A 24,152-nucleotide genomic window follows, 5' to 3' on the forward strand; every position below is an offset into this window, starting at 1 on the left:
CGAAGAACCTCACGTGCCATAGTCATTCCTGATGACGGGGTCACCATTGCACGCGAGATTCTTTGCGCTGCTCAGAATGGCGTTTTTTTTCTCTAACCCCTAACTGAACTGACAGGCTAATTTGGTGTACAGAACGTCATTCAGAGCGCAGCGAAGAATCTCGCTCGAACAGACGTTGGACGAATTCAGGCGAGATTCTTCGCTGCGCTCTGAATGACGTTCCGCATACCAATTTATCTTGTCAATTCACCTAACCCCTAACCCCTAACGCCCGGTGTTATACAGCAGCACGGCCTGCTTGACGCTGTTCTGCGACTTGCCGCCGATAACCAGCGGCACAATGGCCAGCGGAATAGCCGCGTACACCAGCGGCGACACCGAAAACCCGTTGGTGCTGTTGCTGTTGCCAAAGCTTGACAGTACGCCCGCCAGCAGCAGGCCACCCGCGCCTACATAGCTGAGCGTCGTTATTCTCTGGTAGCGGCGGGCATCGGCCAGCAATTGCTGCGAGGCGGGGCTGTCGGTAGTGGCCAGCTGCAGGTTGCGGATGCTCAGGTCCTCGATCGGGCCATTGTCTTTGCTGAAATACTCGTTGCGCACCGTGCGGTAGCCGCCCATCCCGTAGGGGCTGTACCCGCCGTAGCCGTACCCACCGTAGCCGCCGTAGGGGTTGTTCATATACTGCTGGCTGGTGATGGAGTACAGGCTGATGCGGCCTACCCGGTCGCGGCGCAGGGTGCTTTCGCGCTTGCTGCGGCCGGGCAGGGTGGTGCGCACATAGAAGCCGGTTTCGTCCTCGTAGTAGCGTACATCGTTGAAATCGAGCTTCTGCTGCCCATCGATCAGCAGAAACATGCGCCCGAAAACGGGGCTGCGCACCTGCACATCGTAGCCTCGCAGCACTTCGCCCGTTTTCAGGCCCACGGCGTAGCGGGTGGTGTTGGCCGGTGGCAGCGGCGCCCGGCGCGGGTCGGGGGCCGGGGCCGTGGGGGCCGGCGCCAGAACCGGCTGCGTGGCCGGCGCCGCCGGGCGGGTCGTGTCGGGCAGGGCAGGAGCGGGCACCGTGCTCAACTCGCGGGGCGTTTGCTGGGCCAGGGCTGGCTGGGCAAAGGCGCTCAGCGCCAACAAAGGAATAAATCGAAGCAGCATAGAGGCAAATAACGCAGAAAGCCCGAAAATACGGGTAGTGCACCGCCGCACCACTCGCCCGAAAAGCGCCGTCCGTTGGTTGGCGACCCCGCGCGGGACCCCGCGATATTCATGCCGGGTTGCCCAGGGTGGCGGGCGGGCTAAACGGCCCCGCCTGGCCAGTTGGCCTGGGGCCGCCGGCCGCAGCCCGGTCCGGCCTGCCTATCTTTGGCGCTGCCCGGCCCGTTCCGCCGCCTGCTCTACCCGCTTATGTCCGCTCCCGACGCCATTACCTCGCCCCAGAACCCGCGCATCAAAAACCTGCTGCGGCTCCAGCAGAAATCGTCGGAGCGTCGCAGCCAGGGCCTCACCATTATCGAAGGATTGCGCGAGCTGACCATTGCTCGCGCCAATGGCATAGAGGTGCCCACCGTGTTTGTGTGCGCCGAGCTGGCCGGTCCGGCTCACGAAGCCGAGCTGCGGGCACTGTTTGCCGGCTCCGGTACCGAGTGGGTCGAAGTATCGAAGGCCGTGTTTGGCAAGGTCGCCTACCGCGAAGGCTCCGACGGCGTACTGGCCCTGGCCCGCCCGCCCCAGCATACGCTCGAAAGCCTCGTACTGCCCGAAAACCCGCTGCTGCTGGTGCTCGAAGCCGTGGAGAAGCCCGGCAACCTGGGCGCCATCCTGCGCACCGCCGACGCGGCCCGCGCTACCGCTGTCATCGTCTGCGACCCGCGCACCGACCTGTTCAACCCCAACGCCATCCGCAGCAGCATCGGCTGCTCGTTCACGGTGCCCACCGTGGCCACCTCGCGCCCCGAGCTGCTGGCCTGGTGCGCCGCCCGCGGCATCCGCACCTACGCCGCCGCCCTCACCGAAGCCGCCGTGCCCTACACGAGCTGCGACTTTCGTGGCCCTACGGCCCTGGTAATGGGCACCGAAGCCGACGGCCTCACCCCCGAGCTGATGGCGGCCTGCGACCAGACCATCATCATCCCCATGCAGGGCTACATCGACTCGCTCAACGTAAGCACGGCCACCGCCATTCTCACCTTCGAAGCCGTGCGCCAGCGCGGTGCTTAACCGGTCAGTCTGCTCGCCTTCACTCTATGACTTCAGCCACTGAACACCGCACTTTTACAGTCTACGGCCGCGTACAGGGCGTCTTCTTCCGCCAGAGCACCCGGCAGCAGGCCCGGGCGCTGGGCCTCAACGGCTACGCCCGCAACAACCCCGACGGCACCGTGACCATTGAAGCCGAAGGCCCCGCCGATGCCCTGGCTGCGCTGGAAAGCTGGTGCCGGCAAGGTGGCCCCGTAGCGGCGCGGGTTGATAGAGTAGAGGTAACGAGCGGCGCGGTGCAGGGCCACGAGGCATTTGAGGTGCGCGGCTAGGTCTGCAGGGTTACACGCGCCGCAAACTCTGCACGGTTACGTCGAGCGGGGCGGCGGCGTGGAGCAGCGGCGGCCCCACAGGCGTGGGCAGACCGTGGCTTTCCAGCAGCGTTGAGTTCCACTCCTGCAGCGTGGCCTCATAAAGCTGCCAGGGCTGGTGCCAGAGCCGTCCGCGCCACAGGCCGGGCCCGTGGTGGCCGGCGCGCACATCGGGGCCGGCCGTGTACAGGCAATAGCGTTCGGTGAGGAAGTAGGCCAGCGTGCCCGGCTGGGCCAGCGGCAGAGCCGCCCCCGGCGTCCAGGTCGCGGCGAAAGTAGCGGGGGCAGTGCCGCGGTGGGTGCGCTCGGCCACGGCCCGCAGCTGGCCCTGAGTTTCGGTGAGCGTCATGCGGGCGTGCAGGTAGGGCAAATGGAAGAGCGTGCGGGCCGCCCACACGCCCAGCGGCTGGGTGGCATCGAGCGAGAGAAACCACACGCCGGGCACCCCATCGAGCGTGGCGTAGGTGCGCACGTTCAGCTCGTGCAGCGCGCTCAGCCCCGGCACGGCCGGCAAACCCAGCGGCCGGATATGGCTCATCGTAAACGGCACCACCCCCAGCCAGGCCTGCCCCTCAAATAAATCCAGCTCCAGCCGGGCCGGCAGGTAGGGCCGCAGGATTTCGGGCGGCACCGGCCAGTGGGCAAACAGCAGGTTGCTCCAGCGCTGCCGCATCAGGGGCAGGCGGCGGTTGGCAGGCGGAAAGGAATCGGAAGCGGGCACGGGGTAGAAGTGGGGTTGCAGTCAGTTGCTTCTTCAACCGCCACCGCCGTTAACGGTTGCAGCGCATTGACACTTCCACCAAGCAAAAGCGGCGCGGAACTAATTGTTCCACGCCGCATCTGGCCTTAAGGCATTAAGGGGCTGTTCATCCCGCTCTTTTGTACACAATTTTCTCCAGGTTTTCCAGCCGCTGCCGTAGTTCCCGCACTTCAGTTTCCTGGCCGGTTTGGGCGGTCTGAACCGTGTCGTAGCGGGCCGTCTGGCGGTTCATAGCGTCAATAACGGCATCAGTCATCCGGTCAAAAGAGTTTTCCATTCGAGAAAATCCTTCATCCATACGCTGTTGCATTCGCTCCTGCGTCTGCTGCATTTTATCCAACGGAATCAGTATATCGGCTACCACTTCGGGTAGGTCGCGTTTGTTGCGGTTTTCAGAGTCCATCAGGGTAGCGTAAACGGTAGCGGTTAAGGAAGGTAGGTAATCCGAGCGGCAACTGCCAGCCGACTGATAACCTTCAGTTGACTTAGCACCACGGCGGCCCCGCTACCAGGTATGCAGCTTGAAACCCAGTTGTCGTGCCCGCATCGCCAGCCCCTCGGTCTGGTCCAGGGCTACTAGGCCCAGCGGGTACGAGTCGCCGTCGAGGCTGAACTGCACCAGCGCCAAACCGAGTGGCTCCAGCGTATCCTGCACGAGGTCCAGCTGCTCCGGGCCGATTTCGTCGTCGGTTCCCAAGTCCGGCACTTCCGCCAATAGGGGCTTACCCTGGCGGGCGAGCACGTAGTTCAGGCTGCTCAGCATATCTCCGGCCGTCTCCTGCCAGTCGCACTCTACGGCCAGGTCTTCGCTCAGCAGGGCATCCAGCAGGGCCAGGTCGCGCAGTTCCTGGGCTGGTATGGCGGCCTCTATGCCGCGTTCGGCCAGCTCCTCAGCAAACTTCGTGGCATATTCCGTCGGATTGGTGAGCACCAGCTGCAGCCGCTGGGCCAGCTTCGGCGCGGCATCGCCCGCGCCGAAGAGCTTCAGAAAGGCCAGCAAGTCGGTATTCGTGTTCGTTTGCATAAGCTGCCGGTAAGTAAAGGATGGATTGGAAGAATGGGCCAGTTGACCCCGGTTACGCAAAGGGGGCCCGACTTGCGCCGGGCCCCCTTTGTAGAAATCGAATGCTAGAAATCGACTAGTCCACTTTCTTAGCCGAACGAAGACGCTCGTTCTCGTCGAGCAGGATCTTGCGCATCCGGATCGACTTGGGCGTTACCTCCAGGTACTCATCCTTCTGGATGTATTCCATGGCCTCTTCGAGCGAGAACTGGCGCTTGGGAACAATCTTAACGTTGTCGTCGGTACCCGAAGCGCGCATGTTGGTCAGCTTCTTGCCCTTCTGAATGTTGATGGTCAGGTCGTTGGGGCGGGTGTGCTCGCCGATAACCTGGCCCGAGTACACCTCTTCTCCCGGATCAACGAAGAACTCGCCGCGGTCCTGCATCTTATCGATGGTGTAGGCCGTGCCGGCACCCGTGTCCATGGAAATCAGCGAACCAGCAATGCGGCCCGGAATCACGCCCTTATGCGGCTCGTAGGCCGAGAAGCGGTGGTTCATGATGGCCTCGCCGGCGGTGGCGGTCAGCACGTTGTTACGCAGGCCAATCAGGCCCCGGGCCGGAATGTTGAACTCCAGGTGCTGCAGGTCGCCCTTGGGCTCCATGATGGTCAGCTCGCCCTTGCGCATCGTTACCAGCTCAATCACCTTGCCGGCCGTTTCCTCCGGTACATCGACCACCAGGTGCTCGATGGGCTCCAGACGGTGGCCGTTGTCATCTTCCTGGAACAGCACCTGGGGCTGGCCCACCTGCAACTCGAAACCTTCGCGGCGCATGGTCTCAATCAGCACCGACAAGTGCAGAATGCCGCGGCCGTACACCAGGAACGTGTCCTCGCGGTCGGTTTCCTTTACGCGCAGGGCCAGGTTTTTCTCGGTTTCCTTGAACAACCGGTCGCGCAGGTGGCGCGAGGTCACAAACTTGCCTTCCTTACCGAAGAAGGGCGAGTTGTTGATGGTGAAGAGCATGTTCATCGTCGGCTCGTCGATGCTGATAACCGACAGGCCCTCGGGGTTGTCGGCGTCGGCCAGCGTGTCGCCGATGTCGAAGCCTTCGATGCCCGTTACGGCGCAGATTTCGCCCGAGCTAACCTCGGCTACTTTCGTGCGGCCCAGGCCTTCGAACACTTGCAGCTCTTTGATTTTTACCTTCTTGATGGTGCCGTCGCGCTTCACCAGGCTCATGTTGGCGCCTTCCTTCAGCGTACCGCGGTGCACGCGGCCAATGCCGATGCGGCCCACGAACGACGAGTAGTCGAGCGAGGTAATCTGCATCTGGGGCGTGCCCTCCAGGGTTGGGGCGGCCGGGATGGAAGCCACTACGGCGTCGAGCAGCGGGATGATGCTGTCGGTTTTTACCTTCCAGTCGGTGCTCATCCAGCCCTGCTTCGAAGAGCCGTACAGCGTGACGAAGTCCAGCTGGTCTTCGCTTGCGCCGAGGTTGAACATGAGGTCGAACACCTGCTCGTGCACCTCATCGGGCCGGCAGTTTTCCTTGTCTACTTTATTGACTACCACGATGGGCTTGAGGCCCAGGTCGATGGCTTTGCCCAGCACGAAACGGGTCTGGGGCATAGCGCCTTCGAAGGCATCGACGAGCAGCAGCACGCCGTCGGCCATCTTGAGCACCCGCTCCACCTCGCCGCCGAAGTCGGCGTGACCGGGGGTGTCGATGATGTTGATTTTTACGTCTTTGTACCGAACCGATACGTTTTTGGAGACGATAGTAATGCCTCGCTCACGCTCCAGATCATTGTTGTCGAGGATGAGGTCGTCGAACTGCTGGTGTTCGTCGAACAGCTTCGAGGCGTGAATGATCTTGTCCACGAGCGTGGTTTTGCCGTGGTCAACGTGCGCAATGATGGCGATATTCCGAATGTTCTGCATACAGGGGTTTTTGCGGGTGCAAATGTACGTAATAATGAGCGTAAATTCAGCCGGCCCCTTAATTGCACGGAAGCGCAGAAAAGATGGCGCCGCCGGCGGCCAACCCATTGAGCCGCTGCAAGTCGCGTAAATCTGCCCCTCAGGCGGCCTCAGGCCCCCAACCGAACTGGATGCGGCCCGCGTATGTTGTTTACCCGTCGGCTCTTCCGGCTGACCTGCCTTCACAAAAAAATATGCAACCCATGCGCTCTTCCCTCCTGATTCTGCTGCTTTCAGCCGCCACATTTAGCACCGCCTGCTCGCAGGCTACCTCCCGCGACACCAAAATGGATGCCGCCGATTCGCCCCGCGGAACAACAACTGCTTCGGCCGCCGGCAAGGAGTATCCGAAGCCCCAGCCCGTAACGGGCAAGCCCGGCGAATTCCCGGTGCAGAAAACCGATGCCGAGTGGAAAAAGCAGCTCACGGCCGAGCAATACTTTATCCTGCGCCAGCAGGGCACCGAAAAGCCCTTCGACAACCCCTACAACGATAACCACGAGAAGGGCAACTACTACTGCGCCGCCGACGGCAACCTTCTCTTCACCTCGGAAGCCAAGTTTGAGTCGGGCACCGGCTGGCCCAGCTTCTGGGCCCCGGCGGCCAACAGCAGCCTCAAAATAGTGACCGACAATAGCTATGGCATGACCCGCGACGGGCTGGTATGCGCCCAGTGCGGCGGCCACCTGGGTCACGTCTTCAACGACGGCCCCAAGCCCACCGGCCTGCGCTACTGCATGGATTCGTACGGCATGACCTTCAAGAAAGCAGAGTAGCTATTTTAAGAAGCAAGCCGAAGCCGCATAAAAGCGCCTGCCCGGGCCAACTTCGCGCCCGTGCCGCCGTTAGCAACAGAGCCGCCTCATTCTGGGGCGGCTCTGTTGCCTTATGCCATGAAAACTGCCGTCGTACTTCGTTTGCTTCTGCCTGCTGCACTGCTGATTAGCAGCTGCTCCGCCTCGCAGGAAACCGTTGGCGAGGAAGCCAGTGTGCGGCGCGTGCCCAGCCGGATTGCTACCGACGCCGACCGCCAAGCGGCCTACAACAGCAACGCCGGCTACGGCGGGGCCACGCCCGATGCTACCCCTAACCGGGTCCGGCTTGGCGAGCAGGCCAGCGGCATTAATTCGCAGAAAAACCCCGAAACCCTCAATACTGACAACAACAACACGGCCACGCCCGAAACCCGCATGCGCCGCGCGAAAGGTGCCCCCGCCGACACGCTGCGCCTGCCGTAACTCTGCAAAAAGGGTGGGGTAGGAGCACGCTTCGCACCCTACTTCGTAATGAGTAAAGCCCCAACAGGCCGCTGCTTTCTGGCAACGGGCCGTTGGGGCTTTAGTTCAGCAGGGCAGCGTGTAAACCGCCCTTACGAACCCGTTTCAGCTGCGGACGAGTTGCCGTCAGTAGCCGCTGCGGGCTTGCGGGCGGCCCGTGAGTGGCTTGCGGTAGCGCCGGGCGCTTTGGCCACTGCGGGCTTGGCCGTTGCGGCCCGGCTGGTTTTGGTTGCGGGTTTGGCGGCCGTTGTGCTGCTGGGGCGGCGGCGCGTAGCAGGTTTGGCGTCGGGGGCGGCTGCGGTGTCGGGCAGTGTGGCCGGGTCGGAGGTGGCCGAAATGCTGTCGGAGGCGGCCGGGGTGCCGGTTTCGTGGCCGCGCACTATCGTGTGCAGGGCCTGCTCGAAGAGGTGCTCCACATCGACGTCGAGGCGGCGGGTGGCGTCCTTTACCACTTCCTGCAGCTTGGTTTTGGTATCCTTCCGGATGCGCTTCACTACCTCGTTGATGCGGCCGTCCAGCTCCTTCTGCAGCTGCTTGGCGGCTTGCTTGAGGGCTTTTTTCTGGCTGTCCTTTTTGCCCGCTTTTTGGCTGCTAAGGGCAGTCGAAGCTGATTTGGCGGCTTTCGCCGCCTTCGCCTGCGCCTTGGCGGCAGGGTCGGCGGCTACTTTTGCGGACTTGCCTTTTTTGGCCGATTTCTCTTTTTTCGACTTGTCTTTTTTAGCCGACTTCTCTTTGGATGACTTGCTCATGGTGGGAACCGGAAAATGTTGAGAAAGAAAGGATTACTGCTAGATACGGCTTGCTGCGCCAACGGTTCAGTTTAATAGCGTTCTTCTTATGTATATCCGATGCCCGGTGCCCCCTGATAATTCCCTGGCCGGCACGGTTCCTCGTTTTACTCGTTCCTTTGCATTCCCGCGGCCAACCGGCCGTTTTTCCAGCTGATTCCCTGCTTCCGAATATGCCTGATTTACCCCAACGCTATACCGTCACGGCCGCGCTGCCCTACGCCAACGGCCCCGTGCACATCGGCCACCTGGCCGGCGTGTACCTGCCCGCCGACATCTACGTGCGCTACCTGCGCGCCCAGCAGCGCGACGTAAAATTCATCTGCGGCTCCGACGAGCACGGCGTGCCCATCACCATCCGGGCCCAGAAGGAGGGCGTCACGCCCCAGCAGGTGGTCGACAAGTACCACGCCCTCATCGGCGACTCGTTCCGCGACTTCGGCGTGTCGTTCGACATTTACTCGCGCACCTCCTCGAAAGTCCATGCCGAAACAGCCAGCGACTTTTTTGTCAAGCTCTACAACGAGGGTAAATTTATCGAGCAGGTATCAGAGCAGTACTATGATGAAAAGGCCGACCAGTTTCTGGCCGACCGCTACATCGTGGGCACCTGCCCCAACTGCGGCAACGACAACGCCTACGGCGACCAGTGCGAGAAGTGCGGCACTTCATTGAGTCCGACCGAACTCATCAACCCGCGCTCCATGCTGAGCGGCAACCAGCCCGTGCTGCGCGAAACCAAGCACTGGTACCTGCCCCTGAACGAGTACGAGCCCTGGCTGCGCGCCTGGATTGTGGAGGGCCACAAGCACGACTGGAAGGCCAACGTGTACGGCCAGTGCAAGAGCTGGATTGACCAGGGCCTGCTGCCCCGGGCCGTCACGCGCGACCTCGACTGGGGCGTACCCGTGCCGGTGCCCGGCGGCGAGGGCAAGGTGCTCTACGTGTGGTTTGATGCGCCCATTGGCTATATCTCGGCCACCAAGGAGCTGCTGCCTGATGGTGCCTGGGAGCCCTACTGGAAAGATGCCGGCACCCAGCTCGTGCACTTCATCGGCAAGGATAACATCGTGTTCCACTGCATCATCTTTCCCACGATGCTTAAGGCCCACGGCGAGTTCATCTTGCCCACCAACGTGCCCGCCAACGAGTTCCTGAACCTGGAGGGCGACAAAATCAGCACCAGCCGCAACTGGGCCGTGTGGCTGCACGAGTACCTGCACGATTTCCCCGGCCAGGCCGACGTGCTGCGCTACGTGCTCTGCGCCAACGCCCCCGAAACCAAGGACAACGACTTCACCTGGAAAGACTTCCAGGCCCGCAACAACAACGAGCTGGTAGCCAACCTGGGCAACTTCGTGAACCGGGCCGTGGTACTTACCCACAAGTTTTTCGGGGGCCAGGTGCCCGCCAGCGCCGGTTTCACTGCTGAAGATGAGGAGGCCCTGCGCCAGATGGCCGAGTTTCCGGCCCGCATCGGCGAGCTGATTGAAAACTACCGCTTCCGCGAGGCGCTGGCCGAGCTGATGAACCTCTCGCGCCTGGGCAACAAGTATCTGGCCGACCAGGAGCCCTGGAAGCTCATTAAAACCGATGAGGCCCGCACCGGCACGGTATTGCACGTGGCCCTGCAGCTGGCCGCCAGCCTCGTCACGCTGCTCGAACCCTTCCTGCCCGAAGCCGCGGCCCGCCTCGGCCGCATGCTGAACACCGAAAAAGGCCCCTGGTCCCAGGCCGGCCGGCCCAACGCGCTGCTCGCCGGCCACCCGCTGGCCGAAGCCGCCCTGCTGTTCACCAAAATCGAAGACGCCACCGTGGAAGCCCAGGTACAAAAGCTGCTCAACACCAAAAAAGCCAACGAGCTGGCCGCCGCCGTTTCCGCCCCCGCCAAGCAGGATATCAGCTTCGAACAGTTCCAGCAGATGGATTTGCGCATCGGTACCATCGTGGCCGCCGAGAAGGTGGCCAAGACCAAAAAACTGCTCAAGCTGAGCGTGGACTTAGGTTTCGACGAGCCCCGCACCATCGTGAGCGGCATTGCCGAGCACTTTCTGCCCGAGGCCCTGGTAGGCCAGCAGGTGCAGGTGCTGCTCAACCTTGCCCCCCGCGAAATCAAAGGCATCCAGAGCCAGGGCATGCTGCTAATGGCCGAAAACGCCGACGGCGTGCTCAGCCTCATGCAGCCCAGCAGCCCCGTACGGCCCGGTTCGGGCGTGGCGTAGGGCCTAGATAAACGAAGACGCCTGTCATCCTGAGCAGCGCGAAGGACCTTATCACGTTTGAGCAATTCATTGCCGCGTAATAAGGTCCTTCGCTCCGCTCAGGATGACAGGCTTTTTATTGTTTAGCTCACTTCTCACTACCTCCTGCTCACCTCTACGCCTCTTTCACATTCACCACGTTCATCGCCCGCTCCACGCCTTGCATGCCGAAGGCTAGCACCGCTTCGCCGGCTTTTTCGAGGCGGGCGTCGAGGTCAATTTTCTCGTCTTCGGAGAACGGACTGAGTACGTAATCGACCTGGCGGCCGCGGCCGAAGCTGGCGTCGATGCCGAAACGGAGGCGGGCGTACTCGTCGGTGCCCAGGGTTTCCTGGATGTGCTTAAGGCCGTTTTGGCCGCCGGCCGAGCCCTTGGCTTTCAGCCGGAGCTTGCCGAAGGGCAGGGCCAGGTCGTCGGTTACCACCAGCAATTGTGCCTTGTCGATTTTGAGGGCGCTCAGCCAGTGGGCGGCGGCCTTGCCGCTCAGGTTCATGTAGGTGGTCGGCTTCACGAGCACAAACCGGCGGCCCTTGTGCTTGAACTCGGTAGTAAAGGCGTGTCGGCCCAGTTGCCAGGGGGCGGCTTCGTGCTTGCGGGCCAGCCAGTCGCCCACCATAAAGCCCACATTGTGCCGCGTATTGGCGTACTCAGGCCCGATATTGCCCAGGCATAAAATTAAAAAGACCACGTACTCAGGATCACGGATTAGCACGGATTTTAACGGATTGCACGGATTTTGTAGCCGGCTCCATGCGGGGAATCCGTGGAAGACCCCCAGTGCAAAAGTAAGCGGCGTTGCGCAAAGCAGCCGTTACCTAAAAAGCAAAAGAGCCGCTCCAGCAGTGGAGCGGCTCTTTTATTAAAAACCGGAATAAGAACAGTTACAGCGAATCGACTACGAAATCCGTGCAATCCGTTAAAATCTGAGCTAATCTGTGATCCTTATTTGTCAGCCTGTAGCTGGCCTTTGAGGGCACGGGGGATGGCCACGGTAGCAATGGGGGCGGCGGGGCTGCTGAGGATGGTGTAGCCCTTTGGCTCCACGGCACTCACCTTGATGGATTTGCCGAGGGCCAGGTCCGAAATGTTCACCTCTACCGAGTCGGGTAGGTTTTCGGGGGTAGCCTTTACTTTGATTTTGCGGAGCTTGCTCACCAGCTTGCCACCGGCCAGTACGCCCGGCGATACGCCTACGTACTTCACGGGAACCTCCATTTTCACTTCTTTGCCTTCCTGCAGCTCCAGGAAGTCAACGTGCAGCAGCATTTCGTTCACGGGGTGGAACTGCGAATCCTGCACGATGGCGCGGTAGTGCGTGCCCTCAATGTTGAGGTCGACGATGTGCACCTCGGGGGTGTACAGCAACTCGCGGAACAGGATGGCAGGAACGGAGAAGTGCACTTGCTCGGCGCCGCCGTACAGTACGCATGGTACGTACGATTCGAGGCGGACCGCTTTGGCGTCCTTCTTACCGAGATTCGCTCTTTTAAACCCTACAATCTCGAGGCTTTTCATAAAAGTGTGCTTTGGAGGAAAATTCGCTCGCCCACAGCAGGCAAACGGGCCGCAAAGATAGGCAGATGGATTGGGAATTGAAACCCCGGCGGCCACCAGACTTTACCACCCCTCGCCGGCCCGGCATCGGGCCCTCAAACCGCTAGTCGGCCGACGCGCCGGGCAGCTGCTCCGACACCACCAGCTCGGCCTGCTGACGCTGCTGGAGCTCCCGCAGGTACGTGGTAGCGGCCCGCAGCTGGTGCGTGTAGGCAGCCTTACGGGCGTAGGCTATAGCCTCGGGCAGGCGGTTGTTCAGCTCCTCATATACAGCGAGGTTGTAGTTGGCCCGGCCTGCTACCTTGGAGTCGGGGCTCTGGGCCGCCTGCTGCCAAACGGCGGCGGCGGCGGTCCAGTCGGTGGCGGCTACCATCTGCTTGGCCTGCTCCATATAAACATCCTTGCGGCTGCTGGTGTACACTTCGCGGGCCAGGTTCACGTAGGACGGCGCAATGCGGCGGGCGTACTGGTCGCCGATGCGGGTGGCCAGCTGCCGGATGCAGTCGGCGGGCGGCGGCAGCTGGCGCAGGGCCTCCTGATAATTGGCGCCCTCGGTGGTCCAGTGCATCCGGTCTTCCTGCTTGGCCTCGTCGACTACAGTGCCCTCGGGGCCGTAGGTGCGGAAACCGGTTACGAGGCGCATTTCCATTACGGCCACCGTTACCTGCACCTTGCGGTCGGGCTTGTCTTTCTCCTTGATGATGCGCTCTTCCTGCCGCTGGGTTACCTGCATATCCGAGTCGAAAGCCTCCAGTACTACCAGGCCATCAACCTGGGTTTCGGCGCACACCTGCCGCACGTAGCCGGGGGCCATGGGCGGCAGGAAAAACTCGCGGGTTTTGCCCAGCAGTTGCAGGTTGGCCGGCGTTACCCGGAAGCGCGGACTGTTGCGCATCAGGGCCTCGCCCACGCTCAGCGCGCAGGCTTCAGTGCCCGCCCGGTCTACCATCAGGCCCTCACCGGTGAAAATGCCCTCCAGCACGTCGAAGAATTTGTCGCGGCCGCTTTCCGGCAGCACCCGGCTGGCCGTGGCAATGCGCGCCATGGACCTCGGCATGGTAACGGCGGCCGGCGCCAGCGACTGCATATGCACGGTAGTGGTGCAGCTGGCCAGCAGGCCCAGCGCCAGTAAACCAACGGATGCGAAACGGAGTAGCGGAGTCTTCATAGGGGTAGAAATAAAAAGGAGGAGAAAGTTCCCTTCCCCTCCTTTTTAATTATCAAGACCGTGCCAGTTTTCACGCCGGCTACCCCCAGGGCTAAATAAACAGCGAGCTGATGGACTCGTGGGTTACCACGTTGCGGATGGCCTGGGCGAACAGGCTGGCCAGGGAAATAACCCGGATTTTGGCGTTTTCTTCCTTCAGTGGAATGGTGTCGGTAATCACCAGCTCCTCCAGCACCGAGTTGCGGATCCGCTCGTGGGCCGGGCCACTCAGCACACCGTGCGTAATCACGGCCCGTACTGATTTGGCGCCCCGCTCCATGAGCAGCTCAGCGGCCTTGCAGATGGTGCCGGCCGTATCCACGATGTCGTCCACGAGCACCACGTTCATGCCCGTTACGTCGCCGATGACCTGCATCGATGCAATTTCGTTGGCCCGCAGGCGCATTTTGTCGCAGACCACGATTTCGGCGCCGAACTTCTTGGCGAAGGCCCGGGTGCGCACCACGCCGCCCACGTCGGGCGAGGCGAAAATCAAATCATCGAGGCCCAGCGACTGGATGTAGGGGGCAATAACGGTGGCGCCGTCGAGGTGGTCGACGGGAATATCGAAGAAGCCCTGAATCTGGCCGGCGTGCAAGTCGCAGGTCATCAGGCGGTCGGTACCCACACTCTGCACGAAATCGGCCACCACTTTGGCCCCGATGCTCACGCGGGGTTTGTCTTTGCGGTCCTGGCGGGCGTAGCCGTAGTAGGGCATCACCACAGTAACCGAGGCGGCCGAGGCGCGCTTGGCGGCGTCCACCATCAGCATAAGCTCCATCAGGTTTTCGGCGGGCGGGTTGGTGCTTTGAATCAGGAACACGGCGCAACCCCGAATGCTCTCGTTGAAACTGGGGCCGAGTTCAGTGTCGGCAAAACGCTGGATGCTCAGGTCGCCGAGCGGCTGACCGAAAGCTTCGGCAATTTTTTCGCCTAGCTCGTGGGAGGCGTTACCGGCGAAAATCTTGACTTGCTGAGCCATGAGGAAAGGGTGTTAAAAAGGTAAAAGGGGGAAATGAAAAATTCTCCCATCGGCCGAACACAAAGCGGCGCGAGAGGAGAACGGGGGAGGAAGCGGCAGGGCAGTTGCGGCGGCGCAGGTTGCGGCAGATTTTGCCGGCGGTGCGGAGTCGGGCCTCGCGCCACCCATAAAATCCGGGAAATCGGCCAACATGCGCGCTAATCCGTGGTCTGCTAAAGCGCGAAAGGCGCCGACTCTTCCGAAGGAGGAAGAATCAGCGCCTTTCGCGTTGGCTGGGTCAGTTGTCCGACCAGGGCTCGAACCTGGACTTTCTTGAATCAAAATCAAGCGTGTTGCCAGTTACACCATCGGACAATTTCCGGGCGGCTTTCCGGGTGAGCGGTGCCGTTTGGTTGTGCAAATGTACGGTGGCTTTTATTACAGGCAAATTTCCGGTGAAAAATTTTTGCCCTAATCAGGGCGGCAGGGGGCCGCGAAGGGTCTTTCAGGGCTGAAAATCAGGGTTTCAGACGCCGAAAAAAAAGTTGGTGGAACGCCGTGGCGGTGGGCTTTGGCAATGCCACGATTAAGCCGTAGTTTTGCGGCCTGAATCGTTGCACCCAATCCCAACCTATACAAAGCAATGGCGAATACCGGCAAAATCACCCAGGTTATCGGTCCCGTCGTGGACGTGAGCTTCGCGGGTGAAAACTCCAAGCTTCCCAATATTCTCGACGCACTCGAAGTAACCAAAGGCAACGGCCAGACGATCGTGCTGGAGGTGCAGCAGCACCTGGGCGAAGACCGGGTTCGTACCATCGCCATGGACTCGACCGAGGGTCTGACCCGCGGTGCTGGCGTACGCGACCTCGGCTCGCCTATTTCCATGCCCACCGGCGAAGGCGTGAAAGGCCGCTTGTTCAACGTCATCGGCGAGGCTATTGATGGCATTCCGCAGCCCAAGAGCAACGGTCCGATGTCCATCCACCGTTCGGCTCCGCCCTTCGAAGACCTGGCCACTTCGTCGGAAGTGTTCTTTACCGGTATCAAAGTAATCGACCTGCTGGCTCCCTATGTAAAGGGTGGCAAAATCGGTCTGTTCGGTGGTGCCGGCGTGGGCAAGACGGTGCTTATCCAGGAGCTCATCAACAACGTAGCCAAGGCCTACGAAGGCCTGTCGGTGTTTGCCGGCGTAGGCGAGCGGACCCGCGAAGGCAACGACTTGCTGCGCGAATTCATTGAGGCCAACATCATCCGCTACGGCGAGGCGTTCAAGCACTCGATGGAAGAAGGCGGCTGGGACCTGAGCAAGGTGGACATGGCCGAGATGGAAAAGTCGCAGGCCACGCTGGTGTTCGGCCAGATGAACGAGCCCCCCGGAGCCCGGGCCCGTGTAGCCCTCTCGGGCCTCACCATCGCCGAAAGCTTCCGCGACGGCGACGGCACCGGTGCCGGCCGCGACATTCTGTTCTTCATCGACAACATCTTCCGCTTCACGCAGGCCGGCTCCGAGGTATCGGCGCTGTTGGGCCGCATGCCGTCGGCCGTAGGTTACCAGCCCACGCTGGCCACCGAAATGGGTGCCATGCAGGAGCGGATTACCTCCACCAAGCGCGGTTCCATCACCTCGGTGCAGGCTGTGTACGTGCCTGCCGACGACTTGACTGACCCGGCCCCGGCCAACACCTTCGCTCACCTGGATGCCACCACGGTACTGAGCCGGAAAATCGCCGAGCTGGGCATCTACCCCGCCGTTGACCCGCTCGACTCTACCTCGCGCATCCTGTCGGCCGACGTACTCGGCGACGAGCACTACAACACCGCCCAGCGCGTGAAAGAGTTGCTCCAGCGCTACAAGGAACTGCAGGACATCATTGCCATTCTGGGCATGGATGAGCTCAGTGAGGAGGACAAGCAGGTTGTAAACCGCGCCCGCCGGGTGCAGCGTTTCCTGTCGCAGCCCTTCTTCGTGGCCGAGCAGTTCACCGGCCTCAAAGGCGTACTCGTTGACATCAAGGACACCATCAAAGGCTTCAACGAAATCATCGACGGCAAGCACGACCACCTGCCGGAAGCTGCTTTCAACCTCGTGGGCAACATCGAAGATGCCGTAGCGAAAGGTGAGCGTCTGATTGCCGAAGCCAAGTAGTTATTAATTAAGAATTATGAGTTATGAGTTATGAATTGAGCCGTTCAGTACTAGCTGAACAGTTGAATTCATAACCCATAATTCATAATTCATAATTCAAAAAAACATGCATCTGGAAATCATTACGCCCGACCGTAAGGTATTTGAAGGCGAGGTTAATTCGGCCCGCTTTCCGGGTGCCGACGGCCTTTTCGAAGTCCTCAACGACCACGCCCCGATGATTTCGGCCCTCAAGGCCGGTGAAATCGTGCTTAACGGCGGTGCCAGCCGCTTCCGCGTTGAAGGTGGCGTAGTAGAAGTGCTGCGCAACAACGTCATCGTACTGGCCGAGGGCGCTTCGGCGTAACTTCTGGTTTTAGCTTCTATTGAAAAGCCTTTCCTTTGCGGGAAAGGCTTTTCGCTTTTTGCTGCCGCCGACCGCCCCTGATTTACTGAACCGCCACCGCAAGACCCTCGTGAACCCTACTGTGCATATTCACCCCAAAATCACCCCGATTTACCAGACCTCGGTTTTCAAGTTTGAGGACCTCAACGAGCTGGAGCTGTATTTCGGGGAGCCGGGCAGCCGCTACCTGTACTCGCGCAACGGCAACCCCAACTCCGATGAACTGGCAACGGCCATAACGCAACTGGAAGGCGGCGCCGGGGCGGTGGCCACGGGCTCGGGCATGGCCGCCATTTTCGCGGCCATTATGGCTTACTGCCAGGCCGGCGACCATGTGCTGTGCGCGGCCGATATCTACGGCGGCTCCTCGGCGCTGCTGAGCCAGGAACTGGGCCGGCTGGGCATAACGGTGAGCTACGTGCCTTTCGCCGACCTGACGACCAACCTGGCGGCCCACGCGCAGCCCCGTACCCGGTTGCTGCTCTGCGAAACCATCAGCAACCCGCTGCTGCGCGTCGTGGACCTGCGGGCGGCCGCCGAAGCGGCCCACGCCCTGGGGCTCAAGCTGGTGGTGGATAACACCTTCGCCTCGCCCGTGCTCACCCGCCCGCTCGATTTGGGGGCTGATTTGGTGATGCACAGCGTGACCAAATACCTGGCCGGCCACTCCGACGTAACGGCCGGCACAGTAGTAGCCCGCACCCCCGAGGACGCCGCCCGGCTGCGGCAAATCGGGACGCTGTTCGGGCTGACGTTGAGTCCGATGGAAAGCTGGCTGGCGGTGCGGGGGCTCAAAACCCTGCGTCTGCGCATGGAGGCGCACTCCCGCAACGCGCAGGCGGTAGCCGAATTACTGGCCGGCCATGCGGCCGTGGGGGAGGTATTCTACCCGGGCCTGCCGGGGCATCCGCAGCACGAGCTGGCTGCGGGCCAGGGCGCGGGTAGCTTTGGCGGTATGGTATCCTTTAGGCTGGCTGATGATACGACGGAGGCTGTGAGCCGCTTCATGCGGGCTAGTCAGCGGTTCCCATTTGCGCCCTCATTGGCCGGCGTCGATTCGTCGCTTTCCTACCCGGCCGGCACCTCGCACCGCTCCCTCACCGAGGAGCAGCGGCAGGAGCTGGGCATCACGGCCGGGCTGGTCCGCCTGAGTGTGGGCATTGAGCCGGTCGAGGAGTTGCTGGCCGATTTGCAGCAGGCGCTGGCCGAGAAGTAGCGCCGGATTATATACTGGCCGCCTAAGCCTTGTACTCCCCGGCTGTGGTTTTAGGCCCCAGAAACTACCGATGGAACTTTATATACCCATCGGCGGGAGGTTGTGCTGAATTCAGGTGGGCCATAGCTCCCGGATAGCGCGGGCAACGCGGTAGAGGTCGGTTTCGGTGAGGGCCGAGCCGGATGGCAGGCAGAGGCCGCGGGTAAATAAATCGGTACAAACCGCGCCGCCGTACATTGGCAGGCCGGCAAAAAGCGGTTGCAGGTGCAGGGGCTTCCAGAGCGGACGGCTTTCGATGTTGTGGCTTTCGAGGTGTAGGCGTAGCTGCTCGGGCATGATGGTAGTTTCGGTGGGGTCGAGCAGCAGGCAGGTCAGCCAGCGGTTGGAGCGGCCCTCGGCCGGCTCGGTGGGTCCGAAGCCGAGGCCGGGCAAATCCTGGAGCTTGGCTTGGTACCAGGCGTAGATTTCGCGGCGCTTCTTCACGCGGTCGTCCAGCAGGCCCATCTGGCCCCGGCCGATGCCGGCCAGCAGGTTGCTGAGGCGGTAGTTGTAGCCCAGCTCGGAGTGCTGGTAGTAGGGTGCCTCGTCGCGGGCCTGGGTGGCCCAGGCCCGGGCTTTGGCGGCCCAGTCGGCGTTGTTGGTCGTCAGCATGCCGCCACCGCTGGTGGTCAGAATTTTGTTGCCGTTGAAGGAAAACACCCCCACGGCCCCGAACGAGCCCAGCGGCCGGCCCTCGTAGGTGGCGCCCAGCGCCTCGGCCGCGTCTTCGAGCACCGGCACTTCAAACTCTTCGGCCAAAGCCAGAATTTCGCGCAGCCGGGCGGGCATGCCGTACAGGTGCACCACAATCAGGGCGCGGGGCCGGCGGTTCCGGCGGCGCATATCCTCCAGCGCCTCGCGCAGCCGCTCGGGGCACATGTTCCAGGTTTCGGCTTCGCTGTCGATGAACACCGGCGTGGCCCCGAGGTAGCTGATGGGGTTGGCCGTGGCCACGAACGTGAACGAGGGACACAGCACCTCGTCGCCGGGGCCCACGCCCAGCAGCCGCAGCCCCAGATGAATGGCGGCCGTGCCCGAGTTGAGCGCCAGCGCGTGCTTTACGCCCGTGAAGGCGCACACATCCTGCTCGAAACCGTCGAGGTTGGGGCCGACCGGCGCCACCCAGTTGTCCTCGATGGCCTTGTGCAGGTAGTTGATCTCGTGGCGACCGAGGTGGGGAGGCGAAAGGTAGAGGCGGTCGTAATCCTGGCTGTGCATAAATGGTTTTCTCGCGGAAACGCGCGGCTAACGCGCGGGGCAAAGGTAGGTGCCCGGCAAGCAGGCCGCTTATTTTTCTGCGACCACCCGAGCCGGCACGCCCACGGCGGTGCAGTCGGGCGGCAGGTGGCGGATGGCCACGGCGCCGGCCCCAAGCACGGTGCGCGCCCCGATACGCACCTGCTGGAGCACGGTGGCGTTGGTGCCCAGGTACACGCCGGTTTCGAGGTAAGCGGCGCCGCCCACGTTGGCGTGGGGCATCAGGGAGCAGAAATCGTCCAGCACGGCGTCGTGGCCCACGGTACAGCCCAGGTTCAGCAGCACGTGGCGGCCCAGCCGGATATCGGTAGTCAGAACGCAGCCCTGGGTGATAATGCAGCCGGGCCCGATTTGCAGGTGCTGGAACGACTCGGTGCTGACGCCGGGGTGCACCAGCACCGGAAAATGGAGCCGGGGCGAGGTAAGCCGGGCCACCACGGCCGCCCGGCTGGAGCTGCTGCCCACGGCCACGGCCACGGCCAGCGGCTCGGAGGTAGCGTTCAGCTCGGCGGCGGTTCCGAGGTAGCGCAGGCCGTGGATGAGGTCGGTAGCGGGCGGCTGGTCGTCGTAGAAACCCACTAAATCCCAGGTAGGGGCCACTGCGTTGAGCTGGCGCAGCAGCACCAGCACCTCGCGGCCCAGCCCGCCAGCCCCGAAAATGGCCAGCCGGCGCGGCGTTTCGGGTTGGGGTGGGGCCGAAGAGGCGGGGGCGGCAGAGCTGCTGGAAAGTTGCACGATCAGGGCTTGGAGGGGGAATCGGAAGGAGAGGAGGCCGGCGTGCCGGTGAAGGCCGTGGTGGTGGCCTGGCCGGGGGCGCTGATGCCCCGCGCCCCGAAAACGCGGGCCACGGTGCGCCCCAAAATGCGCAAATCCAGCCAGAAAGACAGATTATCCACGTACCAGACGTCGAAGGCAAACTTCTGCTCCCAGCTGATGGCGTTGCGGCCGTTCACTTGGGCCCAGCCCGTAATGCCGGGGCGCACGGTGTGGCGGCGGGCCTGCGCGGGCGAGTACAGGGGCAGGTACTGCACCAGCAGCGGCCGCGGGCCCACCAGGCTCAGCTCGCCGCGCAGCACGTTCCAGAGCTGGGGCAGCTCATCGAGCGAAGTGGCCCGCACCCAGCGGCCCAGGCGCGGCAGGCGGGCGGCATCGGGCAGCAACTGGCCCTGGGCGTCGCGCCGGTCGGGCATGGTCTGGAGCTTGTAGAAGAGAAAAATGTGGCCCCCGAGGCCCGGCCGGGGCTGCCGGAACAGCCAGGGCCCGCCGTTCTGGAGGGCCAGCGCCAGGGCCAGCGGCAGCAGCAGCGGCGCGGCCAGCAGCAGCGCCGGGGCTGCCAGCGCCACATCGAGCAGGCGCTTGCCGCGGCGGGCGTACCAGGAAGAAACGGGGGAAGGCATTTTGTTTGAGCTGCAACCTACAAGCCGCAAGCTACAAGCTTGGGTTTACTTGCGCTATAAACCTCTCAGTTCAGGTTATAGGCTACGGCTTCACCCATAAACTTGCAGCTTGTAGCTTGCGGCTTGTAGCTCCCACAACCTATGCTCGTCTTCCCCAACGCCAAGCTCAACCTGGGCCTTAACGTAACCAGTCTGCGGCCCGACGGCTTCCGCAACCTCGAATCGGTGTTTGTGCCGCTGCCCTGGTGCGACGCTTTCGAGGTGCTGCCCGCGCCTGCCGGCGCCGAAACCAGCCTTAGCTTCAGCGGGCTGCCCATTCCGGGCGAGCCCGAAACCAACCTGTGCCGCCGCGCCTACGAGCTGCTGGCCGCCGATTTCAAGCTGCCGCCGGCGCAAATGCACCTGCACAAGGATGTGCCCATCGGGGCCGGGCTGGGGGGCGGCTCCGCCGATGCGGCCTTCGCCCTCAAAGCCATCAACAGTCAGTTTGAGTTGAAGCTGCCGCCCGAGAAGCTCGAAAGCTACGCCCGCCGCCTGGGCTCCGACTGCGCCTTTTTCATCCGCAACGAGCCGGTGTACGCCTACTCGCGGGGCGACATGTTCGACGATTTCGCCCTCGACCTGCGTGGCATCCCGACGCTGGTGGTGTACCCCGGTCTGCACATCAGCACGGCTGAGGCCTACTCCCGGGTAGTGCCCCGCACCCCGCGCCACGACCTGCGCCAGAGCCTGGCGCAGCCCATGCCCGCCTGGCGCGAAACCGTCGGCAACGACTTTGAGGAAGCCCTGACGCCAGTGTACCCGGTGCTGGCCGAGGTGAAGGCGCAGCTCTACGCCGCGGGCGCCACCTACGCCAGCCTCTCGGGCTCGGGTTCGGCCGTGTACGGGCTGTTTCCGGAGCTACCCGAGGCCCCGGAGCTGGAGTGGCCGACCGGCTACACAGTCTGGCGCGGACAGCTATAGCGTTGAGGAACGACTTGTACCGCGAAACAGATTTTCGCGGTACAAGTCGTTCGCGGGCCTTACGTGCACTACGTCAGCACCGCATCGCGCTTGAGCAGCCGGCGCTTGTCCCAGCGGTCGAGGACGGGGTGGATGAGTACGCTGACGAGGATGATGACGGTGCCCAGGTAGAAGCCGGGCGAGAGTTTCTCCTCCTCAAACCCCGCCACGCCCCACGAGTACAGGATAACGGCCATCACGATGCCATACACGGGCTCGAGGTTGATGGTGAGGTTGACCACGAAGGCCGATAGGCGCTTCATCAGCTCGACTGAGGCCGAGAAGGCGTACACCGTGCACACGCCGGCCAGCAGCGCTAGCCACAGCCAGTCGTAGCCGTGCAGGCCCAGCTGTAGGCCCCGGCCGTTGCTGAAATATTCGCTGTAAAGCGGCAGAAACAGCGCGATGCTCAGGCAGGCGCCCACCATCTCGTAGAGCGTGAGCTTCAGCGGCGGGTGCTGCTTGACGAGCTTGGAGTTAATCACGCTGAACAGGGCCGACAACCCGGCCGAAATAATGGCCACACCCAGCCCCAGCAGCTGCCCCAGCTCGGCCTGCGAGACGATGTAGAGGCCCACCATGGTAAGCAACCCCAGCCCCACCTCGTAGCCGCGCACCTTGCGCCAGAGCACCAGCGGCTCCAGTAGCGAAGTCCAGAGGGCCAGCGTGGCCATGCCGGCCAAACTCACGCTCACCGACGAGAGGCGGGCCGAAAGGAAGAACGTAATCCAGTGGGCGGCCACGATGGCGCCCACGCCCAGCAGCCGCGCCACGTCGGCGGCCGGCAGGCGCCAGGGGCGGCGGCGTACCAGCAGCAGCCCCAGCAGCCCCAGGCTCGCCAGCCCCGTGCGCCAGAACACCAGCTCCACGGGCGGCACCGTAATCAGCTTGCCCAGGATGGCTGTGAAGCCCCACAGCAACACGATAAAATGCAGGCGTAGGTAGTCTTTCAAGTGGTGATTTGGTGAGATGGTGAGTTTGACGTTCGGGGGCCTGGGGTCCTGTCGGCGCGGGTAGTATGGCTAGAGCAGGAGTCCCGAAAGGTAAGGGTAGGCCAGCTCAATAAGTGAACGAATGAAGAAGCGAAGCGAGTGGGAGATGTCGGTAGCTGGACTGCCCGATACACGCCGCCTGGCTCCCCATGGGTTCACCAAACATCAACTCACCACCTCACCATTTCACCGCTACTGCGGTACCACCCGGTAGAGTACGGCCCCGATGAGGGTGAACACGATGCTCGGGACCCAGGCGGCCAGCAGGGGCGAGAGGGAGCCCACGGCAGCCAGGTTGCGGCTCAGAATCACGAAAATGATGAACACGAAGGCCAGCACGAAGCCCAGCGCTATTTGCCCACCCACGCCGGCCCGGCTCTTGCGGGCGCTCATAATCACGCCGATGACCGTCAGGATGAACATGGCGTAGGGGTAGGCGAACCGCTCGTACTTCTCGCTCAGATACACCTGCGTATCGTCGGCACCGCGGGCAATTTTGGTGTTGATGTAGCGGTTGAGTTCGGGCAGCGTCAGGGTTTCCTGCAGGCGGTAGGTGCTGGCAAAATCCTTCGGAAACAGGTTGAGCGTAGTGTCGCGGGGGGGCAGGGTTTTGAGCGTTTCCTTCTCGCCACTAAACGTGCGCACCAGCTGCGGCGTGAGGTGCCAGGCCTGCTTGGTGGAATCCCAGCTGATGGCTTCGGCCGTGAGGCGACGCTTGAGCACGCGCCCGTCGATGGTTTCGAGCGCGAACTTGTAGCCCACATTGTTCACGTTGTCGTAGGTCTCCATGAACGCATAGTCCTGGGGGCCGATTTTGAAGTGCACATTGCGCCCGCTATACCGATAGGGGTTCTTGATATACTTCTTCTCGAACTCGACCCGCGTTTTGTTGGCTATCGGAATCAGCCAGCCCGTCATGGCCAGCGTGAGGGCTCCCAGAATGGCGCTGCCCATGATGTAGGGCAGCAGAAACCGGTTGAAGCTGATGCCCGAGGCCAGCATGGCCACCACCTCGGTGCGCGAGGCCAGCTGGGCCGTCACGAACACCACGGCAATGAACACGGTGATAGGCGAGAGCAGGTTGGCGAAGTACGGAAACAGGTTCAGGTAGTACTCCGTCAGAATCTGCCACGCGCCCAGGTCGTGCTTCAGGAAGTCGTCGTTTTTCTCCGTGAAGTCAATCACGCAGATAACCGACACGAGCAGCACCACCGTGAAGAAAAACGCGGTGAGAAACTTCGTGATAATGTATTTATCGAGAATCTTCAATCGAGTTGTCAGTTTTTAGTTGTCAGTTGCTGGTTGTCAGTTGTCAGTCTGAACAACGTCCATACTAACAACTGGCAACCAGCAACTGAC

General features: G+C 62.2%; 24 protein-coding genes and 1 tRNA gene. 9 read left to right on the top strand and 16 right to left on the bottom strand.

The features are described 5' to 3' along the window. Nucleotides 1-264 precede the first annotated feature (264 nt). Nucleotides 265-1,149, bottom strand: a complete 885-nt coding sequence (locus tag BMY67_RS19245; RefSeq protein ID WP_177189663.1) for a hypothetical protein — start codon at nucleotides 1,147-1,149, stop codon at nucleotides 265-267. 249 nt (nucleotides 1,150-1,398) lie between these two features. Between BMY67_RS19245 and BMY67_RS03095 the strand changes: the two genes are divergently transcribed. Continuing rightward, nucleotides 1,399-2,211: a TrmH family RNA methyltransferase gene (locus tag BMY67_RS03095; RefSeq protein WP_092769565.1), complete on the top strand. Its 813-nt coding sequence runs from the start codon at nucleotides 1,399-1,401 to the stop codon at nucleotides 2,209-2,211. 26 nt (nucleotides 2,212-2,237) lie between these two features. Next, nucleotides 2,238-2,522: an acylphosphatase gene (locus BMY67_RS03100; protein ID WP_092768171.1), complete on the top strand. Its 285-nt coding sequence runs from the start codon at nucleotides 2,238-2,240 to the stop codon at nucleotides 2,520-2,522. A gap of 10 nt (nucleotides 2,523-2,532) precedes the next feature. Here BMY67_RS03100 and BMY67_RS03105 read toward each other — a convergent pair whose 3' ends face one another. From BMY67_RS03105 to typA, 4 genes are all read right to left on the bottom strand, one after another. After that, a complete protein-coding gene (locus BMY67_RS03105; protein ID WP_218144589.1) occupies nucleotides 2,533-3,282 on the bottom strand; it encodes a YqjF family protein in 750 nt (249 codons plus the stop codon). A gap of 145 nt (nucleotides 3,283-3,427) precedes the next feature. Next, complete coding sequence (locus BMY67_RS03110) at nucleotides 3,428-3,724, bottom strand: hypothetical protein (protein WP_092768173.1); 297 nt, start codon at nucleotides 3,722-3,724, stop codon at nucleotides 3,428-3,430. A gap of 102 nt (nucleotides 3,725-3,826) precedes the next feature. Then, nucleotides 3,827-4,345: a DUF6630 family protein gene (locus BMY67_RS03115; protein WP_092768175.1), complete on the bottom strand. Its 519-nt coding sequence runs from the start codon at nucleotides 4,343-4,345 to the stop codon at nucleotides 3,827-3,829. A 115-nt stretch (nucleotides 4,346-4,460) separates the two neighbouring features. Further along, on the bottom strand, nucleotides 4,461-6,269 hold the full coding sequence (gene typA, locus BMY67_RS03120) for a translational GTPase TypA (RefSeq protein ID WP_092768177.1): 1,809 nt from the start codon (nucleotides 6,267-6,269) through the stop codon (nucleotides 4,461-4,463). 242 nt (nucleotides 6,270-6,511) lie between these two features. On the opposite strand from typA, the gene msrB reads away from it, so the two are divergent. Next, entirely contained in the window at nucleotides 6,512-7,084 is a 573-nt protein-coding gene (msrB, locus tag BMY67_RS03125) for a peptide-methionine (R)-S-oxide reductase MsrB (RefSeq protein ID WP_092768179.1), read from the top strand. A gap of 117 nt (nucleotides 7,085-7,201) precedes the next feature. Continuing rightward, nucleotides 7,202-7,546 (top strand): hypothetical protein, encoded by a 345-nt coding sequence (locus tag BMY67_RS03130; RefSeq protein ID WP_143069677.1) that lies wholly within the window; start codon nucleotides 7,202-7,204, stop codon nucleotides 7,544-7,546. 131 nt (nucleotides 7,547-7,677) lie between these two features. Here BMY67_RS03130 and BMY67_RS03135 read toward each other — a convergent pair whose 3' ends face one another. Continuing rightward, nucleotides 7,678-8,334 carry a hypothetical protein gene (locus BMY67_RS03135; protein ID WP_092768183.1) on the bottom strand — a complete coding sequence of 219 codons (657 nt, stop codon included), beginning with the start codon at nucleotides 8,332-8,334 and terminating at the stop codon, nucleotides 7,678-7,680. A gap of 212 nt (nucleotides 8,335-8,546) precedes the next feature. Here BMY67_RS03135 and metG point away from each other — a divergent pair, with 212 nt between their 5' ends. Beyond that, the gene (metG, locus tag BMY67_RS03140; protein ID WP_092768185.1) at nucleotides 8,547-10,595 is read left to right on the top strand and encodes a methionine--tRNA ligase; all 2,049 of its coding nucleotides are present in this window, start codon (nucleotides 8,547-8,549) and stop codon (nucleotides 10,593-10,595) included. Between the two features lie 154 nt (nucleotides 10,596-10,749). Here the strand turns inward: metG and pth are convergent, their stop codons facing one another. The 5 genes from pth to BMY67_RS03165 all read right to left on the bottom strand — a co-directional run bounded on the left by pth (nucleotide 10,750) and on the right by BMY67_RS03165 (nucleotide 14,731). Further along, entirely contained in the window at nucleotides 10,750-11,322 is a 573-nt protein-coding gene (pth, locus tag BMY67_RS03145) for an aminoacyl-tRNA hydrolase (protein ID WP_092768187.1), read from the bottom strand. Nucleotides 11,323-11,576: 254 nt separating this feature from the next. Continuing rightward, nucleotides 11,577-12,149: a 50S ribosomal protein L25/general stress protein Ctc gene (locus BMY67_RS03150; RefSeq protein ID WP_092768189.1), complete on the bottom strand. Its 573-nt coding sequence runs from the start codon at nucleotides 12,147-12,149 to the stop codon at nucleotides 11,577-11,579. Nucleotides 12,150-12,291: 142 nt separating this feature from the next. After that, complete coding sequence (locus BMY67_RS03155) at nucleotides 12,292-13,356, bottom strand: DUF6340 family protein (RefSeq protein ID WP_092768191.1); 1,065 nt, start codon at nucleotides 13,354-13,356, stop codon at nucleotides 12,292-12,294. Between the two features lie 91 nt (nucleotides 13,357-13,447). After that, on the bottom strand, nucleotides 13,448-14,377 hold the full coding sequence (locus BMY67_RS03160) for a ribose-phosphate pyrophosphokinase (RefSeq protein WP_092768193.1): 930 nt from the start codon (nucleotides 14,375-14,377) through the stop codon (nucleotides 13,448-13,450). A 281-nt stretch (nucleotides 14,378-14,658) separates the two neighbouring features. After that, nucleotides 14,659-14,731, bottom strand: a tRNA-Gln gene (locus tag BMY67_RS03165). 268 nt (nucleotides 14,732-14,999) lie between these two features. Between BMY67_RS03165 and atpD the strand changes: the two genes are divergently transcribed. The 3 genes from atpD to BMY67_RS03180 all read left to right on the top strand — a co-directional run bounded on the left by atpD (nucleotide 15,000) and on the right by BMY67_RS03180 (nucleotide 18,106). Further along, entirely contained in the window at nucleotides 15,000-16,505 is a 1,506-nt protein-coding gene (gene atpD, locus BMY67_RS03170) for a F0F1 ATP synthase subunit beta (protein WP_092768195.1), read from the top strand. 106 nt (nucleotides 16,506-16,611) lie between these two features. Next, on the top strand, nucleotides 16,612-16,851 hold the full coding sequence (locus BMY67_RS03175) for a FoF1 ATP synthase subunit delta/epsilon (RefSeq protein ID WP_092768197.1): 240 nt from the start codon (nucleotides 16,612-16,614) through the stop codon (nucleotides 16,849-16,851). Nucleotides 16,852-16,909: 58 nt separating this feature from the next. Then, entirely contained in the window at nucleotides 16,910-18,106 is a 1,197-nt protein-coding gene (locus tag BMY67_RS03180) for a trans-sulfuration enzyme family protein (RefSeq protein ID WP_245744853.1), read from the top strand. A gap of 111 nt (nucleotides 18,107-18,217) precedes the next feature. Here the strand turns inward: BMY67_RS03180 and BMY67_RS03185 are convergent, their stop codons facing one another. The 3 genes from BMY67_RS03185 to BMY67_RS03195 form a co-directional block, all read right to left on the bottom strand. Further along, nucleotides 18,218-19,363 (bottom strand): DegT/DnrJ/EryC1/StrS family aminotransferase, encoded by a 1,146-nt coding sequence (locus BMY67_RS03185; RefSeq protein ID WP_092768199.1) that lies wholly within the window; start codon nucleotides 19,361-19,363, stop codon nucleotides 18,218-18,220. Between the two features lie 69 nt (nucleotides 19,364-19,432). Next, on the bottom strand, nucleotides 19,433-20,137 hold the full coding sequence (locus BMY67_RS03190; RefSeq protein ID WP_177189664.1) for an acetyltransferase: 705 nt from the start codon (nucleotides 20,135-20,137) through the stop codon (nucleotides 19,433-19,435). A 2-nt stretch (nucleotides 20,138-20,139) separates the two neighbouring features. After that, a complete protein-coding gene (locus tag BMY67_RS03195) occupies nucleotides 20,140-20,799 on the bottom strand; it encodes a sugar transferase (protein ID WP_092768203.1) in 660 nt (219 codons plus the stop codon). Nucleotides 20,800-20,940: 141 nt separating this feature from the next. On the opposite strand from BMY67_RS03195, the gene BMY67_RS03200 reads away from it, so the two are divergent. After that, nucleotides 20,941-21,762, top strand: coding sequence for a 4-(cytidine 5'-diphospho)-2-C-methyl-D-erythritol kinase (locus BMY67_RS03200; RefSeq protein WP_092768205.1), 822 nt, complete (start codon nucleotides 20,941-20,943; stop codon nucleotides 21,760-21,762). Nucleotides 21,763-21,830: 68 nt separating this feature from the next. Here BMY67_RS03200 and BMY67_RS03205 read toward each other — a convergent pair whose 3' ends face one another. After that, a complete protein-coding gene (locus BMY67_RS03205) occupies nucleotides 21,831-22,754 on the bottom strand; it encodes a DMT family transporter (protein WP_092768207.1) in 924 nt (307 codons plus the stop codon). 231 nt (nucleotides 22,755-22,985) lie between these two features. Beyond that, a complete protein-coding gene (locus tag BMY67_RS03210) occupies nucleotides 22,986-24,062 on the bottom strand; it encodes an LptF/LptG family permease (RefSeq protein ID WP_092768209.1) in 1,077 nt (358 codons plus the stop codon). Nucleotides 24,063-24,152: the final 90 nt, after the last annotated feature.

The sequence above is a fragment of the Hymenobacter actinosclerus genome (assembly GCF_900111515.1).
GTDB lineage: Bacteria > Bacteroidota > Bacteroidia > Cytophagales > Hymenobacteraceae > Hymenobacter > Hymenobacter actinosclerus.